This window comes from Nonomuraea sp. NPDC051191 (genome assembly GCF_044455665.1).
GTDB lineage: Bacteria > Actinomycetota > Actinomycetes > Streptosporangiales > Streptosporangiaceae > Nonomuraea.
On record NZ_JBITEZ010000014.1, the window covers coordinates 317,743 to 332,993 of the forward strand.

Annotated in this window: 12 protein-coding genes; 4 read left to right on the top strand and 8 right to left on the bottom strand. The window is 72.5% G+C overall.

The window, feature by feature from the left end:
* Positions 1-55: 55 nt before the first annotated feature.
* Complete coding sequence (locus tag ACIA8R_RS37540; RefSeq protein ID WP_364090368.1) at positions 56-418, bottom strand: hypothetical protein; 363 nt, start codon at positions 416-418, stop codon at positions 56-58.
* Between the two features lie 244 nt (positions 419-662).
* A complete protein-coding gene (locus ACIA8R_RS37545; protein WP_357697806.1) occupies positions 663-1,784 on the bottom strand; it encodes a TIGR03118 family protein in 1,122 nt (373 codons plus the stop codon).
* A 119-nt stretch (positions 1,785-1,903) separates the two neighbouring features.
* Here ACIA8R_RS37545 and ppgK point away from each other — a divergent pair, with 119 nt between their 5' ends.
* From ppgK to ACIA8R_RS37560, 3 genes are all read left to right on the top strand, one after another.
* Positions 1,904-2,632 carry a polyphosphate--glucose phosphotransferase gene (ppgK, locus tag ACIA8R_RS37550; protein WP_397042379.1) on the top strand — a complete coding sequence of 243 codons (729 nt, stop codon included), beginning with the start codon at positions 1,904-1,906 and terminating at the stop codon, positions 2,630-2,632.
* 104 nt (positions 2,633-2,736) lie between these two features.
* The gene (gene hrpA, locus ACIA8R_RS37555) at positions 2,737-6,609 is read left to right on the top strand and encodes an ATP-dependent RNA helicase HrpA (RefSeq protein WP_357697810.1); all 3,873 of its coding nucleotides are present in this window, start codon (positions 2,737-2,739) and stop codon (positions 6,607-6,609) included.
* 31 nt (positions 6,610-6,640) lie between these two features.
* Positions 6,641-7,306, top strand: coding sequence for an HAD family hydrolase (locus ACIA8R_RS37560; RefSeq protein ID WP_364090359.1), 666 nt, complete (start codon positions 6,641-6,643; stop codon positions 7,304-7,306).
* A gap of 18 nt (positions 7,307-7,324) precedes the next feature.
* On the opposite strand, the gene ACIA8R_RS37565 is transcribed toward ACIA8R_RS37560, so the two are convergent.
* From ACIA8R_RS37565 to ACIA8R_RS37580, 4 genes are all read right to left on the bottom strand, one after another.
* A complete protein-coding gene (locus tag ACIA8R_RS37565) occupies positions 7,325-7,651 on the bottom strand; it encodes a DUF5709 domain-containing protein (RefSeq protein WP_357697814.1) in 327 nt (108 codons plus the stop codon).
* Between the two features lie 81 nt (positions 7,652-7,732).
* Positions 7,733-9,271, bottom strand: coding sequence for a gamma-glutamyltransferase family protein (locus tag ACIA8R_RS37570; protein ID WP_397042380.1), 1,539 nt, complete (start codon positions 9,269-9,271; stop codon positions 7,733-7,735).
* A 26-nt stretch (positions 9,272-9,297) separates the two neighbouring features.
* A complete protein-coding gene (locus ACIA8R_RS37575) occupies positions 9,298-10,548 on the bottom strand; it encodes an MFS transporter (protein WP_397042381.1) in 1,251 nt (416 codons plus the stop codon).
* A gap of 119 nt (positions 10,549-10,667) precedes the next feature.
* The gene (locus tag ACIA8R_RS37580) at positions 10,668-12,401 is read right to left on the bottom strand and encodes an ABC transporter ATP-binding protein (RefSeq protein WP_397042382.1); all 1,734 of its coding nucleotides are present in this window, start codon (positions 12,399-12,401) and stop codon (positions 10,668-10,670) included.
* A gap of 70 nt (positions 12,402-12,471) precedes the next feature.
* On the opposite strand from ACIA8R_RS37580, the gene ACIA8R_RS37585 reads away from it, so the two are divergent.
* Positions 12,472-12,891, top strand: coding sequence for a MarR family transcriptional regulator (locus tag ACIA8R_RS37585; protein ID WP_357697821.1), 420 nt, complete (start codon positions 12,472-12,474; stop codon positions 12,889-12,891).
* Between the two features lie 62 nt (positions 12,892-12,953).
* On the opposite strand, the gene ACIA8R_RS37590 is transcribed toward ACIA8R_RS37585, so the two are convergent.
* Together ACIA8R_RS37590 and ACIA8R_RS37595 are read right to left on the bottom strand one after the other, a co-directional pair.
* Complete coding sequence (locus ACIA8R_RS37590) at positions 12,954-14,033, bottom strand: amidohydrolase family protein (RefSeq protein ID WP_364090349.1); 1,080 nt, start codon at positions 14,031-14,033, stop codon at positions 12,954-12,956.
* A gap of 60 nt (positions 14,034-14,093) precedes the next feature.
* Positions 14,094-15,248 carry a PucR family transcriptional regulator gene (locus ACIA8R_RS37595; RefSeq protein WP_397042383.1) on the bottom strand — a complete coding sequence of 385 codons (1,155 nt, stop codon included), beginning with the start codon at positions 15,246-15,248 and terminating at the stop codon, positions 14,094-14,096.
* Between the last annotated feature and the right edge of the window lie 3 nt (positions 15,249-15,251).

Below are 15,251 nucleotides of genomic sequence, written 5' to 3' on the forward strand. Positions count from 1 at the left end.
GCGAGGACATGCGACGGCCCCGCCCGCGGGGAAGCGGGCGGGGCCGTCGGCGAGGTCAGTCGGCGCAGATGGCGAACACGCTGATGCCGACGTCGTTGTAGCCGATCTGGCGGCCGAGGGCGATCCAGCCGCGGGCGTCATCGGTGGGGAACGACCCCACCAGGATCGCGCCGTTGCCGCGGGCCTCGCCGCCGCCGCCGAGGACGTGCTTGCCCCCCGGGCAGTAGACCGTGCGGCGCTGGAAGTTGGGGACGTTCGCGTTGGGCAGGGTGACGAGCTGGTAGCCGGGCGGCAGCGCCGCCTGCCGGGTGGCCGCCGAGACGGGGCTGGACGCCTGGAGCGCCACGACGGTGGCCGTCACGCAGGCCGCGGTGGCGAGGGCGGCGACGGAAAGGAACAGAGACTTCTTCGATGGCATGGTCTCTCCTTGGCCTGTTCCCTGACGGTCACGGTTTCCGGGCAGCACGCGGCACGCCGGCTTGTGCGGTGCTGTGGGGGGAGACGTGAGAGCAGGGACGAGGGTGCTGACACGTTGAGTATCTGCTCCGTCGCATTCCGTGTCCATACGTGATTCGCAGGTTTTCCGGAGATCCCGCCAGGTGGGAGGTGTTTCCGGCGCGGCTCGCGCCGGCCGCGCCGGAAACGTCGAGGGCCCCCGGGGGTCAGTAACCACCGCCGCCGTAGGGCGACTTCGTCTTGGGGGCGGAGCGCGGCGTGGGCGCCGGCGTGCTCGCGGGGGCGGCCGAGGAGGTGGGCTTGGTGCCGGCGGGGGCGATCATCCCGATCAGGCCGTGCTTGGCGCCGTCGATGCCGGCCGAGAACCACAGCGTGTTGACGCCGCCGGTGGCCGCGGTACCGGGTTCGAGGTCCCACAGGCCGGGGAGCGTGACGGGACGGCCGTTGGACGTGGTGATCGCGCCCAGGTGGCGGTTGTTCTTGTAGGCGTGCACGGTGCCGTCGCCGAAGTTGCCGACCAGCAGGGCGCCCGCGTACTGGCCCCAGCCGCGCGGCGCGGCGGTCATGGCCCAGGGGGCGTTGAGCCCGACCTTGGAGATGCGGCCGGTCAGGCGGCCGTCGGCGTTGAAACGGCTCACGAAGCCCTTGCCGGCGCCGAAGACGGGCTTGCCGGTGGCACGGTCGCGCAGCGCGTACGACACCCAGACGCTGCCGTTGACCACGGCCACGTTGTAGGCGTTGTAGCCGCGCGGGACCTGCGAGTCCTGGAACTGCCAGCCGGCCAGGCGGATGCGCCGGAAGTTCTCGTCGAAGGCGTGCACGCGCCCGTGGGCGAAGTCGGCGGCCAGCAGGAAGTCGCCGTCGCCGGTCCGGACGAGCTCCAGGCCCTTGTAGTCGGCGCCGCGGGTGAACGCGGCGATGACGGCGTTGGCCGGGTCCGCCTCGGCGTTCCAGCCGGTGATCGCGCCGCTCGGGCTGCAGAAGATGAACGTGGCGGGCCGCCCCTTCACGGTGAAGCCGTCACCCGGGTTGAACACCTGGCCGGTCGGGGAGCCGCCCGGGATCCACACCTCGGTCTTCTCCTTCTTGCCCGTGCCGGAGTAGACGGTGGCGGTGCCGGTGCCCGCGTTGGAGACCCACAACGTCTTGCCCATGGCCAGGCCCCACGGGTTGACGACCTTGGGGTCGGTGACCGGGGCCTTGCCCTTGACGTCCGACACCAGGTTGATGACGTCGAAACGGGTCCTGGTGGTCGCGTGTGCGGGGGCGGTGAGAGTCGCTCCCGCGACGGCCGCGACAGCGCAGAGTGTGATGATGCGGAGTCGCATCCGTGCCTCCTAGTTAGCGCTTGTGACGCGAGATACGCGGAGGGCGTGGAGCGGGTTCAGCCGGGCCGGAAATATCGGTAGGCGAGTTTTCCCGTCCAGGGCGGGGGAGAAGGAGAGTCATGAACGTGTTGGGCATCGACATCGGCGGCTCGGGAATCAAGGGCGCCCCGGTCGACACCGAGGCCGGAGAGCTCGTCAAGGAGCGGTTGCGCATCGCCACGCCCCAGCCGGCCAAGCCCGAAGGGGTGGCCGAGGTGGTGGGTCAGATCGTCGAGCACTTCGACTGGGACGGCCCGGTCGGCGTGACCTTCCCCGGCGTCGTCGTCGACGGGGTCGTGCACACGGCGGCCAACGTCCACCACTCGTGGATCGGCGTCGACGCCGCCCGGCTGTTCGGTGGCGCGACGGTGCTGAACGACGCCGACGCCGCCGGCATCGCCGAGATGACCTTCGGCAGGGGCCGCGACCAGAAGGGGACCGTGCTGATCCTGACCTTCGGCACGGGCATCGGCAGCGCCCTGTTCGCCGACGGCACACTCGTCTGCAACACCGAGCTCGGCCACCTGGAACTGCGCGGCAAGGACGCCGAGGAGCGCGCGTCGGCGCGGGCCCGCGAGGAGCACGACTTGAGCTGGGAGAAGTGGGCCGATCGGGTCGAGGAGTACCTCAGGCACGTGGAGATGCTGTTCTCGCCGGGCCTGATCGTGATCGGCGGCGGCGTGAGCAAGAAGGCCGACAAGTTCCTGCCGCACGTCACCCTCGACACGCCCGTGGTCCCCGCCGCCCTGCAGAACGAGGCCGGCATCATCGGGGCCGCCCGCCACGCCGCCAGCCGGACGGCCGGATAGGGGGACGGGCGGCGCGGCGATATTGGGATGCGGGAGGCGGCCCGTGTCGGGCACCATGGGCCGTTGGCTCCGGGGCCACGGGGCTCAAATATCCTGAAAGCAGTATGGGAACGCCTCCGTTGTCCTCTCCGCTCGCCGACCTCCAGTCCCGCCTGCCCGAGCTCATGCCGCGCGACCAGCGGCGGCTGCGGCGCAGGCTCGACGGCATGCGCCGGGTCCGCTCCCGTGACGCCCGGGACAAGATCGCCACCGAGATCCTCGCCGACGTCGAGCGGGCCGAGCAGCGGCTGGCGCGCCGCCGCGAGGCCGTGCCGCAGGTCCGGTATCCGGAGAACCTGCCGGTCTCCCAGCGCAAGGACGACATCCTGGCCGCCATCCGCGACCACCAGGTCGTGATCGTCGCGGGCGAGACCGGGTCCGGCAAGACCACCCAGATCCCCAAGATCTGCCTTGAGCTCGGGCGCGGCGTGCGCGGCCTGATCGGCCACACCCAGCCGCGCCGCATCGCCGCCCGCACCGTCGCCGAGCGCGTCGCCGAGGAGCTCGGCACCGAGCTCGGCGAGGTCGTCGGCTACAAGGTGCGCTTCACCGACCAGGCGAGCGACCGCACCCTGGTCAAGCTGATGACCGACGGCATCCTGCTGGCCGAGCTGCAGAACGACCGCATGCTCGACCAGTACGACACGCTGATCATCGACGAGGCCCACGAGCGCAGCCTCAACATCGACTTCATCCTCGGCTACCTCAAGCAGCTCCTCCCGCAGCGCCCCGACCTCAAGGTCATCATCACCAGCGCCACCATCGACCCCGAGCGTTTCTCCCGCCACTTCGGCGACGCGCCGATCATCGAGGTCTCCGGCCGCACCTACCCGGTCGAGGTCCGCTACCGCCCGCTGGCGGAGGACGACGACCAGACCGGCGGCATCGTCGACGCCTGCCGCGAGCTGGTCACCGAGGGGCCCGGCGACATCCTGGTCTTCCTGTCCGGCGAGCGGGAGATCCGCGACGCCGCCGACGCCCTGACCAAGGCCGACTTCCGCAACACCGAGATCCTGCCGCTCTATGCCCGGCTGAGCGCCGCCGAGCAGCACCGCGTCTTCCAGCGCCACACCGGCCGCCGGATCGTCCTGGCGACCAACGTGGCCGAGACCTCGCTGACCGTCCCCGGCATCAAGTACGTGGTCGACCCGGGCTTCGCGCGCATCTCCCGCTACAGCCATCGCACCAAGGTGCAGCGCCTGCCCATCGAGCCCATCTCGCAGGCCAGTGCCAACCAGCGCAAGGGCCGCTCGGGCCGCACCTCCGACGGCATCTGCATCCGGCTCTACGAGGAGGAGGACTTCCTCGGCAGGCCGGAGTTCACCGACCCGGAGATCCTGCGCACCAACCTGGCCTCGGTCATCCTGCAGATGACCTCGATCGGGCTGGGCGACATCGAGGCGTTCCCGTTCGTCGAGCCGCCCGACCGCCGCCAGGTCAAGGACGGCGTCAACCTGCTCCACGAGCTGGGTGCGTTCGACGCCCAGGGCAAGCTCACCGGCGTCGGCCGCAAGCTGGCGACCCTGCCGGTCGACCCGCGCCTGGGCCGCATGGTGCTGGAGGCCGAGAAGAACGGCTGCCTGCGCGAGGTGATGGTGATCGCCTCCGCGCTGTCCATCCAGGACCCGCGCGAGCGGCCGTCCGACAAGCAGCAGCAGGCCGACGAGAAGCACCGGCGCTTCGCCGACCCCGAGTCCGACTTCCTGACCTACCTCAACCTGTGGAACTACCTGCGCGACAAGCAGAAGGAGCTGTCCTCCAGCGCGTTCCGGCGGCTGTGCAAGGCCGAGTTCCTCAACTACCTGCGGGTCCGCGAGTGGCAGGACATCTACAGCCAGGTCCGACAGGCGCTCGGCGCACAGCCCGGCAGCGTGGCCGCCGACCCCTACCAGGTGCACGTGTCGCTGCTGGTCGGCCTGCTGTCGCACATCGGCGTCAAGGACGTCATGGACAAGCAGCGCGCCGCCGACGGGCGGCGGCCCATGCAGGAGTACATCGGCGCGCGCAACGCCCGCTTCGCCATCTTCCCGGGCTCGGCGCTGGCCAAGAAGCAGCCGCAGTGGGTGATGTCGGCCGAGCTGGTCGAGACCTCGCGGCTGTGGGCCCGGGTCAACGCCAAGATCGAGCCCGACTGGGTCGAGCCGCTGGCCCAGCACCTGGTCAAGCGCACCTACTCCGAGCCCCACTGGGAGAAGAACCAGGGCGCGGTGATCGCCCTGGAGAAGGTCACCCTCTACGGCGTGCCGCTCGTCGTCGGCCGCAAGGTCAACTACGGTCGCGTCGACCCCGACCTGTCGCGCGAGCTGTTCATCCGGCACGCCCTGGTCGAGGGCGACTGGGACACCCACCACCGCTTCCTGAAGGACAACCGCCGGCTGCTCGAAGAGGTCGAGGAGCTGGAGAACCGGGCCCGCCGCCGCGACATCATGGTCGACGAGGAGGTCCTGTACGACTTCTACGACCAGCGCGTCCCCGCCGACGTCGTCTCGGCCAGGCACTTCGACTCCTGGTGGAAGAAGGCCGGGCGGGAGCAGCCCGAGCTGCTCACGTTCTCGCCGGAGATGCTGGTCAACGAGGGCGCCGACATCAGCGCCCGCGACTATCCCGACACCTGGAAGCAGCTCGGTCAGCGGATGAAGCTGACCTACCAGTTCGAGCCGGGCGCCAACGCCGACGGCGTCACCGTCCACGTGCCGTTGCAGGTGCTCAACCAGGTCAACGCCGACGGGTTCGACTGGCAGATCCCGGGCCTGCGCGAAGATCTGATCACCGCGTTGATCCGGTCGCTGCCCAAACACGTGCGCCGCAACTTCGTGCCCGCCCCCAACTACGCCAAGCAGGTGCTGGCCGGGGTCAGGCAGGGCGGCGAGCCGCTGCTGGAGGCCGTCGAGCGCGAGCTGCTGCGGCTCACCGGCGTCCGGGTGCCGCACGACGCCTGGCAGCTCGACCAGGTGCCCGACCACCTGCGCATCACCTACCGGGTGATCGACGAGCGCAAGCGCACGGTCGCCGAGGACAAGGACCTCGACGCGCTCAAACGCCGGCTCGCGCCGCGCCTGCGCAAGACGCTGTCGGAGGCCGGCGACGACCTGGAGCGCACGGGCCTGCGGACCTGGAGCTTCGGCACCCTGCCCAAGGTGTTCGAGCAGGGCCGGATGAAGGGCTACCCGGCGCTCGTCGACGCGGGCGACTCGGTCTCCGTCAAGATCTTCGAGACGGCCGCCGAGCAGCGCCGCGCCCACTGGCCCGGCACCCGCCGGCTGCTCCTGCTCAACGTCACCAACCCGGCCAGGTCCCTGCTCGGCGGCCTGTCCAACCAGGCCAAGCTGGCCCTGTCCCGCAGCCCCCACGGCGGCGCCGTGGCGCTGTTCGACGACGTGGTCAACGCGGCCGTCGACAAGCTGATGCTCGACCTCGGCGGCCCGGCCTGGGACCCGGCCGGGTTCGACCGCCTCTACCAGCACGTCCGGGCCGAGCTGCACGACACGGCGGCCGACGTGCTGGCCAAGGTCGAGCAGATCCTGAGCGTCTGGCACGCCGTGGGCACCCGCCTCGACGGCCTGCGCGCGAGCGCCTCGACCGACGACGTGCGCGACCAGCTCGGCAAGCTCGTCTTCAAGGGCTTCGTCACCGCCACCGGCACCCGCCGCCTGCCCGACGTCCTGCGTTACCTGCGGGCCATCGAGCGCCGTCTCACCAAGCTCCCCGAGGAGCCCTGGCGGGACGAGGAGTGGATGGACCGCGTGCACAAGATCGAGGACGACTACCAGGACCTGCTGGCGAGCCTCCACCCGGCCCGCCGGGGCGACCCCGACGTGACGGAGATCCGCTGGATGATCGAGGAGCTGCGGGTCAGCTTCTTCGCCCAGACCCTCGGCACCCCCACGCCGGTGTCGGAGAAGCGCATCACCAAGGCGATGGAGAAGCTGCGGCCCTGAGCTCGGGGCGGCACACGGACGAACAGGGGGAATGATGGTCAAGGCCGTCAAGGCCGTCGTGCTCGACGTCGGCGAGACGCTGATCGACGAGACGCGCATCTGGTCGCGCTGGGCCGACCGGCTGGGGGTGAGCAGGTTCGTGCTCATGGGCGCGCTCGGCGGCATGGCGGCGCTCGACCGTTCCCACCGGGAGGCGTTCGAGCTGGTCCGGCCGGGGCTCGACGTGAAGGCCGAGATCGCCGCCTGGGAGCGCGACGACCCCGACGGCCTGCGCAACCACTTCGACGCCGACGACCTCTACCCCGACGTGCGGGTGGCCCTGGCGGCGCTGCGCGCGGCCGGGTTCCAGGTGATCATCGCCGGCAACCAGCCCCGCCGGGCCTTCGACGCCCTGGTGGCGATGGACCTGCCGGTGGACTCCGTGCACACCTCCGAGGGCTGGGGGTTGTCCAAGCCCGCTCCGGAGTTCTTCGCCAAGGTGGCCTCGGTGGCCGGGCGCGAGCCGGCCGAGATCCTCTACGTCGGCGACCGGCTCGACAACGACGTGCTGCCCGCCGCCCGCGCGGGCATGCGCACCGCGTTGCTGCGCCGCGGTCCGTGGGGCTTCCTGCACGCCGAGCGGCCGCAGGCCAAGACCGCCGACGTGATCGTCGACGACCTGCACGACCTGCTGCCGGCGCTGCGGCGGCTCATGTGAGGGTTTCCGGCACCCCCCTCAGGTGAGGTCCTCGTCGGGGTCGATGCGCAGGGCGCGTTCCTCGGCCGACAGGTCCTCCCGGTCGGCGTCCCAGTCCACGCCGATGGCCTCGTCCTCGGTGTCGGGGTGGGCGCCCTCGTCGGGCTCGGTCAGGCGGTGTTCCGCCCGCGGGGCGCGCCGCGGGCGGTCGGGCAGCTCCTGGCGCAGCCGCTCGTCGAGCGTGGCCTCGCGCTGGGGGTCGTCCTCTTTGACCTCGTGGTGCAGGCCGAGGTCGTCGGTCCACTCCCTGACCTCGATGTCCTGCTCGTCGGCCATGCCGAATCGGTCCGGAGGTAGTTCGCTCATACTGCGCCCCTACCCACCATGCGGACCGAAATCCTATGACTTGGCCCGGTTTAGGGCGTCCGGTAGCGCATCCTTGTCCATTCAGCGGCCGATCGCGGCGCCGACGAGGGAGCGGGGGTCGGCGGCGCCCGCCAGCATGCCGTCGGGACGCACGTCGATGAGGTGGGCGTGGCCGAAGGCGCCCCCGTACGGCAGCGTGCGCACCGGGTGGCCGAGCGCGGTCAGGCCGTCGGCCCAGGTGGTGCCCTCCTCCAGGTCGAGCACGGCGTCGTCGGGGGCGTCCCAGGTGTCGAAGCCGTTGCCGCCGCCCAGCCGCCAGCGCGGGGCGGCCAGCGCCTGGCCGGGCTCCTCGCCGTGGTGCAGCAGGCGGGTGATGACCTGGGCCAGGATCTGCGGCTGCGCGTCGCCGCCCATCGTGCCCACGACCGTGCGCAGCCCGCCGCCGGGACGGGTGATCAGCGCGGGGGCCAGGGTGTGCGGCGGACGGCGGCCGGGGCCGTACTCGGCCGGGTGGCCGGGACGCAGCGAGAAGCCGATGCCGCGATTGTGGAGGTTGATCCCGGTACGCGGCTCGAAGAGCATGCCGCCGAACCCGGACGCGTTCGACTGGATCAGCGACACGCCCATGCCGTCGCCGTCGACCGCGCACAGGTACGTCGTGTCGCCGTCGGCGGACGGCGCCCGCAGCCGGTTGCGCCTGACCGGGTCGACCAGCGCCCGGCGGCGGGCGATCTCGCCGGGGTCGAGCAGGTCCTTGGCGTCTTCGTGCAACAGGGCGAGCCGGTCGTGCCCGGCGGCCCTGGCGGCCTCGGCCAGCAGGTGCGCCCAGGCCGGATGGCGGGGCGAGCCGGGCAGGTCGAGCCCGTCGAGGACGGCCAGGGACATCAGCAGCAGGTAGCCCTGCGAGTTGGGCGGCATCGACCAGACGTCGTGGCCGAAGGCGCGCACCCGCAGCGGCTCGGCCCAGTCGGCGCCGGGGGCGGCCAGGTCGGATTCGGTGAACTCGCCCGCGCCGAGCTCGATCAGGCCCTGCCCGAACTCGCCGAGGTAGAAGCCGTCGCGGCCGCCGTCGGCCACGGCCTGGAGGGCGCGGGCCACGCCGGGGCGGGTGATCCGGTCGCCGGCCTGACGTACGTGGGCGAAGTCGCCGCCGCCGGGCCGCCCGGCCGCCGTACGGGCGCCGGGGAGCAGCAGCGGGGAGGCGGGGAAGCCGTCACGGGCCAGCGCGATCGCGGGCCGCAGCAGCTCGGCCATGGGCAGGCGGCCGTGCCTGGCGTGCAGGGCGAACCACCCGTCGATGCAGCCGGGCACCGGCGTCGACCGGATGTCGTGCAGGTGCGGCATGCGGGTGTGCCCCTCGGCGCGCAGCCGGGCGGGGTCGGCGCCGGCCCCGGCCCGGCCGGAGGCGTTGAGCGCGGTGACCGTGCCGTCGTGGACGAGCGCGAACAGGTCGCCGCCGAGGCCGCACATGTGGGGTGCGACCACGGCGAGCACGGCGTTGGCCGCGATCGCCGCGTCGGCCGCCGAACCGCCGCGGTCCAGCGCGCCCACCCCGGCGGCCGAGGCCAGGTGGTCGACGCTGGACACCATGCCGTTCGGGGCGTATCTGGTGTTGTGCACGTGAAGAGACTAAGCCCGTCCCGGAGTCAGGCGTTCTCCAGCCGTGGACGGAAGGCCGCCTGACGGACGGTCCGGCCGGACAGGCGGGCCAGCACGAGCGCCGCGAGCAGCGTCGCGGCCACGCACGACACGCCGCCGACGCCCAGCGACAGGCGCGGCCCGAACGCGTCGCTCAGCCAGCCGAGCAGCGGGCCGCCGATCGCGCCCGCGCCCGCGCTCACCATGCCGAGCGCGGCGAGGACCCGCCCGCGCATCTCCTCGGGGCTGTCGAGCTGCGCCCGTGCCGAGACCGTGGTGTCGATGATCATCGCGCCCGCCGCGATCGGCAGCATCATCGTGGCGAACGTCCCCAGGGCGGGCATCAGGCCGCTCAGCGCCTGCGCGACCCCGGTCAGGAACGCGGTGACCAGCAGCAGCCGGATCGTCAGGTGCGGCCGGGCAGCGGCCAGGAAGCCGCCCACGACGGTGCCGACGGCGAACACGGTGGACAGCAGGCCGTACCCGCCGGCTCCGGCGGCCAGCGGGCCCGCGCTCATGGCGGCCATGGTGACCTGGTAGTTGCGGCCGAGGCTGCCCAGCACGAGCGAGAGCGCCAGCACCACCAGCAGCCAGGGGGTGCGCAGGACGTACCGCAGGCCGGCGGCGACCGCGCCGGGCTGCCGCTCGGAGGCGGCGAGCCGGTGGAACTCCGCGCGCCGCATGGCCGCGACGGCCCCGATCACGACGAAGAAGGTGGCCGCGTTGAGCAGGAAGAGCCCGCCGTTCCCGGTCAACGGCAGCAGCACGCCGGCCAGGCTCATGCCGAGGATGCGCCCGGCCGAGTTCAGGACCGAGCCGAGCGCCATGGCGTTGGGCAGGTCGTCCGGGGGCACCACCTCGGCCCCGAAGCGTCCCAGCGCCGGGCCGCCGAGCGCGGAGACCACGCCGCCCGCCAGCGCCACCGCGTAGATCGGCACGACGGAGTCGACGCCGGAGAAGGCGATCAGCGCCAGCACGGCGGCCAGCGCGGCCTGCGCGAGCTGCGCGGCGACGACGACGGGCCGGGTCGGCAGCCGGTCGGCCAGCGCGCCGCCCCACATGCCCAGCAGCAGCGTCGGCAGCGCCTGCATGACCAGGCTCAGCCCCACGCTGGTGGCCGACCCCGTCATGGTGAGGATGAGCCAGTTCACGCCCAGCACCTGCATCCAGGTCCCGGTGACGGAGACGATGTCGGCTCCGGCCCAGAGCCGGTAGTTGTGGTGGCGCAGGGCGCGGAAGGTGGAGGAGCGCGGTGGCAAGACTGGTCCTAGCCTCGGAAGGGGCAAACGGGGGAGTCAACGCGCGGCTCGATCGCGACGATACCGATTTGCCTGAAATGTGAGGTAAGACACGTTTAAAACTGGTTTAGGGCGAAATTTCAGACCAATTCGAGCGGGCGGTCCCGGTCCACCAGGGCCGCGTAGTGGCCGCCGAGGGCCATCAGCCCGTCGTGAGTGCCGCGTTCGACGACCTTCCCGCGGTCGAGCACGACGATCTGGTCCGCGTCGCGGACGGTCGACAGGCGGTGGGCGATCGTGATCGTCGTACGGCCCCGCGCGAGCGTGTCCAGGGCCTCCTGCACGGCTCGCTCGGTCTGGGTGTCGAGGGCGCTGGTGGCCTCGTCGAGGATCAGCACCGGCGGGTTGCGCAGCAGCGTGCGGGCGATGGCCAGGCGCTGCTTCTCGCCGCCGGAGAACCGGTAGCCGCGCTCGCCCACCATCGTGTCGTAGCCGTCGGGCAGCGAGGCGATGTGGTCGTGGATGCGCGCGGCCCGCGCCGCCTCCTCCAGCTCCTCGTCGGTGGCCGCCGGGCGGGCGAAGCGCAGGTTGTCCGCGATCGAGGCGTGGAACAGGTACGTCTCCTGCGAGACCACCCCGACCACCTCGCTCAGCGTCTCGAACGTCAGGTCGCGCACGTCCACGCCGTCGATGGTGACCCGGCCGCCGGTCACGTCGTACAGGCGGGGGAGAAGGTAGCTCAGGGTGGTCTTGCCCGAGCCGGTCTCGCCCACGACGGCCAGCGTCGTGCCCGCGGGGACGGTGACGTCGACGGCGTCGAGCGTGCGCTCGTCCTCGTAGGCGAAGTCGACCCGCTCGAAGCGCACCTCGCCGTGTACGCGGTCCAGGGTGCGGGTTCCGGGGTGGATGTCCACCGACAGGTCCAGGTACTCGAAGATGCGGCCGAACAGCGCCAGCGAGCTCTGCACCTCGACGCCCAGCCGCAGCAGCGACACCGTCGGCCGGAACAGGCTCGACTGCAGCGTGGTGAAGGCCACGAGGGTGCCGACGGAGATGACGCCGGTGTGGCCGACGGCCCAGTAGATCAGGGCGGGCATCGCGGCCATGATGATCTGGATCGACGACTGCCGCCAGCGTCCGGCCATGCTCGTCCGCACGCCCAGCTCGGCCAGCTCGTCGGAGGCGCGGCCGAACCGTTCGGTCAGCTCGGCGGAGCGGCCCATGGTCCGGCCCAGCAGGACGCCGCTGATCGACAACGACTCCTGGACCATCGAGGAGATCACGGCGAGCTTGCGCTGCCGTTCGCCGGTGATGCGCTTGCGCTCGCTGCCGACCTTCCTGCTGATCCACACGAACACCGGCAGCAGCAGGAGCGAGATCACCGTCAGCCGCCAGTCGAGGGCGAGCATCGCCACGATCGTGGCGAACACGGTGGTGAGGTTGGAGATGATCGAGGTGGCGGTCGAGGTGACCACCGACTGCATGCCGCCGATGTCGTTGGCGATGCGCGACTGCACCTCGCCCGTCCTGGTGCGGGTGAAGAAGGCCAGCGACATGCGCTGCAGGTGGGAGTAGACCGAGATGCGCAGGTCGTGCATCACCCGCTGGCCCACCGTGGTGGAGATCAGCGTCTGCAGCACGTCGAACACGCTCGTGGTGACCGCGACGGCGATCATGCCGAGCGCCAGCAGCGTGAGCAGCAGCGCGTCGCGGGACGGGATCGCCACGTCCAGCACCTCGCGCAGCAGGAACGGCGAGGCCAGCCCGACCAGGGACGACAGCAGGATGAACGCGCCCACCAGGGCCAGCCGGCCGCGGTAGGGGGTGAAGAGCCCGATGATGCGCCGCAGTGGCGCGCGTGGTTCGTCGGCCAAATGGGGCCTCCTTTCGGATGTCCACTCAAACAGAGGCTAACTCATAATTGTTCCGGCTAAACTCATCGGCATGGGAGAGAAGGAGCTGGCGGAGCTCTTGCACCTGGTCGGCAGGCGTCTACGGCACGGATACGTGCATGGGCTGGTGCCGCTCGGGCTCAATCCGGGGCAGGCGCGGGCGTTGCGGGTGCTCGGCGACGCCGACCGGCCGCTGCGCATGGTGCAACTGGCCGACGAACTGCGGATCGTGCCGCGCTCGCTGACCCCCGTCGTGGACGCGCTGGAGGAGGCCGGGCTGGTGCGCAGGGAGGTCGATCCGGCCAACCGCCGCTCGACGCTCGTCGTGATCACCGACGCCGGCCGGGCCATGGCCGAACGGGCGAGGGACGCGCGCAGGGCGGCCGGCGAGGGCCTGTTCGCGGTGTTGTCGCAGGAGCAGCGGGACCAGCTCAGGGACCTCCTGGCCGTGGTGGACGGCCAGTTCGGATGAGCGTCGTGCCGAGGAGAGGTGGCCGGTCCGGATGACCGCCGTGTCCAGGGGAAGCCGCCGGTTCAGACGGGGGTGCCGCCGATGACCGTGCCCAGGCAGGGCGGGCGGGCCATCAGCGCCGAGTACGGGTAGCGCCCCCGGGCGTCGAAGACGGCGAAGTCGGCCCGGCTGCCCGGCCCGAGCGAGCCGACCCGGCCGGGACCGGCGTCCAGGCCCAGCGCCCGCGCCCCGCCCAGCGTCGCGGCCTCGACCAGGCGGCGGTCCAGCCCGCGTAACCGCAGGCCGAGCTCCCGGGCCCGCCGCCGGACGCCCGCCGCGAGCCCCAGCAGGTCGCCGGTGCCGCCAGGGTCGGGGTCCTGGCCGCCCGGGTTCCGGCCGTCCGGGGCGTGGCTGCCCAGGGCGAGGCGGTTGCCCTCCTCCAGGAGGGCCAGCACGTCGGCGGCCCGCGCGGGGTCCGGCGGGCAGACGGCGACCACGCTCCGCCGCAACCGCAGCAGCTTCCGCTCGCCGGGGTCGAGCGGCCGGGCGCAGGTCACGTGGCAGTGGGGGCCGAGCACGCCCGCCTCGTCCAGGGCCATGGGCGAGTGCCGGTCCAGCCCCGCCAGCAGCCGCAGGCCGAACGTCCTGGCCAGCACGGCGACGTCCTCCAGCACGTGGGGGTCGCGGGTGCGGGCCGCGATCCCGACCGGGCACGGCCGGTCCACCTCGCGCAGCGCCGTGATCAGCGCGTCCCGGTCGTGGTCCTCCCACTCCTGCTCCGAGGCGCTGGAGGCGGCGACGTACGCGATGCCCGGCACGCCCGGCACGCCCGTGAGGTCGGCGGGCTCGGCGGGGTCGGCCACCACGGAGGCCCGCGTGGTCACGCCCGGTCCCGGCGGCGCCGGGCCGCAGCAGGCGTCCACCAGCCCGGGCACGATCGCCCCCGGCCAGCGGATCTCCTCCGCGACGGGGAAGCAGGACAGCAGTTCGGCCCGCGAGCCCACCTGGAGCACCCGCTCGCCCCTGATCACCACCGTGCCGTCGCGCACGGGCTCGGCGCAGACCGGCAGCACGAGGGGAGCGGAGTGGGCCACGACGGGCGCGGGCGCGCGCCTGCCCAGAACCGGCCCGGAAGCCCGGACAGCACGCTTCGCACCCGCCATAGGCGCTCCCGTCGGATTTTCCCTTTTGGCATTAAACGCGAGCGATGCCGGGGAAGGCAATCAGTCGCCGCGGGCGCCTCGGGGCTGGTAGCGCCCGGACAGGCGGGCCAGTTTCAGGCCGAGGTGCAGGGCCAGCCGCTCGCCGCCGTCCTTCAGGTCCGTACGCGCCAGCTCCTCCACCCGTTGCAGCCGGTAGTACAGCGAGGTGCGGTGCAGTCGCAGCGCCCGGGACGTCGCCACCGCGCTGCCCGCCAGGTCCAGGTACGTCTCCAGCGTCTCCAGCAGCGGCAGGTACTGCTCGTCGGCCAGCAGCCCGTCGAGCCCGGGATGCACCTCCTGGTCGGGAAGCTGGGTGAGCATCCGGTAGACGCCGAGCCGGGCCCACTCGGCCGACCGGCCGAGCCCCGGCACCCGCGCGGTCACCTCGGCCGCGTGCCGGGCCTCCGTGTACGACCCCGCCGCCTGCGCCAGCTCGTCCCGGGTACGCCCCACCCCCACGACCACGGGCACCGGCATGGCCGCGTGCAGCTCGTCGGGCGGGACCGGCGGCCCGGCGGTGAGCAGCACCGCGTGGTCGTAGCGCACCAGGTGCAGCGGATGGTGGCCGCTCAGCCGCCGCCGCAGCGCCAGCAGCCCCTGTTCGAGCGCCAGGCGCAGCCCCTCGTCGGGCTCGGCCGAGCGGGGCCGCGCCACCAGCACGGTCACCGGCTGGCCCTGCGGGAACGCCCCGGCCTCGATGAGCTGCCTGGCCGCGTCCCGTTCGCCGCGCAGCAGCCCGGTGACCGCCTCCAGCTCCCGGTGCGAGGCCAGCCCGGTGGCCAGGCTCTCGTGGAACAGCGCGAGCGCCAGCCCGGGGACGGCCGCCACGGCCTCGGCCACCTGCTCGGCGGACATCGACGGCCCGGCGTCGATGAACCACAGGAAGCCGAGCAGGCCGTCGGAGTGCCGCAGGGGGACGCACACGCGTGGCAGCAGGCCCAGGTGCGGCGCGCCGGCCGTGCGCAGGGGGGCCTGTGCGTCGTGCACGCCCGCCGCCCGCAGCCACTCGCGCACCTCGGGGGTGGTGTGCCGGCGCAGGATGGAGTCGCGGCGGATGTCGTCCATGGCGCCGTTCTGCTCGCTGTAGGCGATCACGCGCTGCACGCGGTCCTCCAGCAGCAGGGGACGTCCGAGACGGACGGCGAGGTCGTCCACGATCCGCTGGAGATCCGCCAAAGC

Bases quoted from the DNA above. Each gene is read 5' to 3' on its own strand.
- ACIA8R_RS37540 (WP_364090368.1), bottom strand. From the start codon at position 418: ATGCCATCGAAGAAGTCTCTGTTCCTTTCCGTCGCCGCCCTCGCCACC.
- ACIA8R_RS37545 (WP_357697806.1), bottom strand. From the start codon at position 1,784: ATGCGACTCCGCATCATCACACTCTGCGCTGTCGCGGCCGTCGCGGGA.
- ppgK (WP_397042379.1), top strand. From the start codon at position 1,904: ATGAACGTGTTGGGCATCGACATCGGCGGCTCGGGAATCAAGGGCGCC.
- hrpA (WP_357697810.1), top strand. From the start codon at position 2,737: ATGGGAACGCCTCCGTTGTCCTCTCCGCTCGCCGACCTCCAGTCCCGC.
- ACIA8R_RS37560 (WP_364090359.1), top strand. From the start codon at position 6,641: ATGATGGTCAAGGCCGTCAAGGCCGTCGTGCTCGACGTCGGCGAGACG.
- ACIA8R_RS37565 (WP_357697814.1), bottom strand. From the start codon at position 7,651: ATGAGCGAACTACCTCCGGACCGATTCGGCATGGCCGACGAGCAGGAC.
- ACIA8R_RS37585 (WP_357697821.1), top strand. From the start codon at position 12,472: ATGGGAGAGAAGGAGCTGGCGGAGCTCTTGCACCTGGTCGGCAGGCGT.
- ACIA8R_RS37590 (WP_364090349.1), bottom strand. From the start codon at position 14,033: ATGGCGGGTGCGAAGCGTGCTGTCCGGGCTTCCGGGCCGGTTCTGGGC.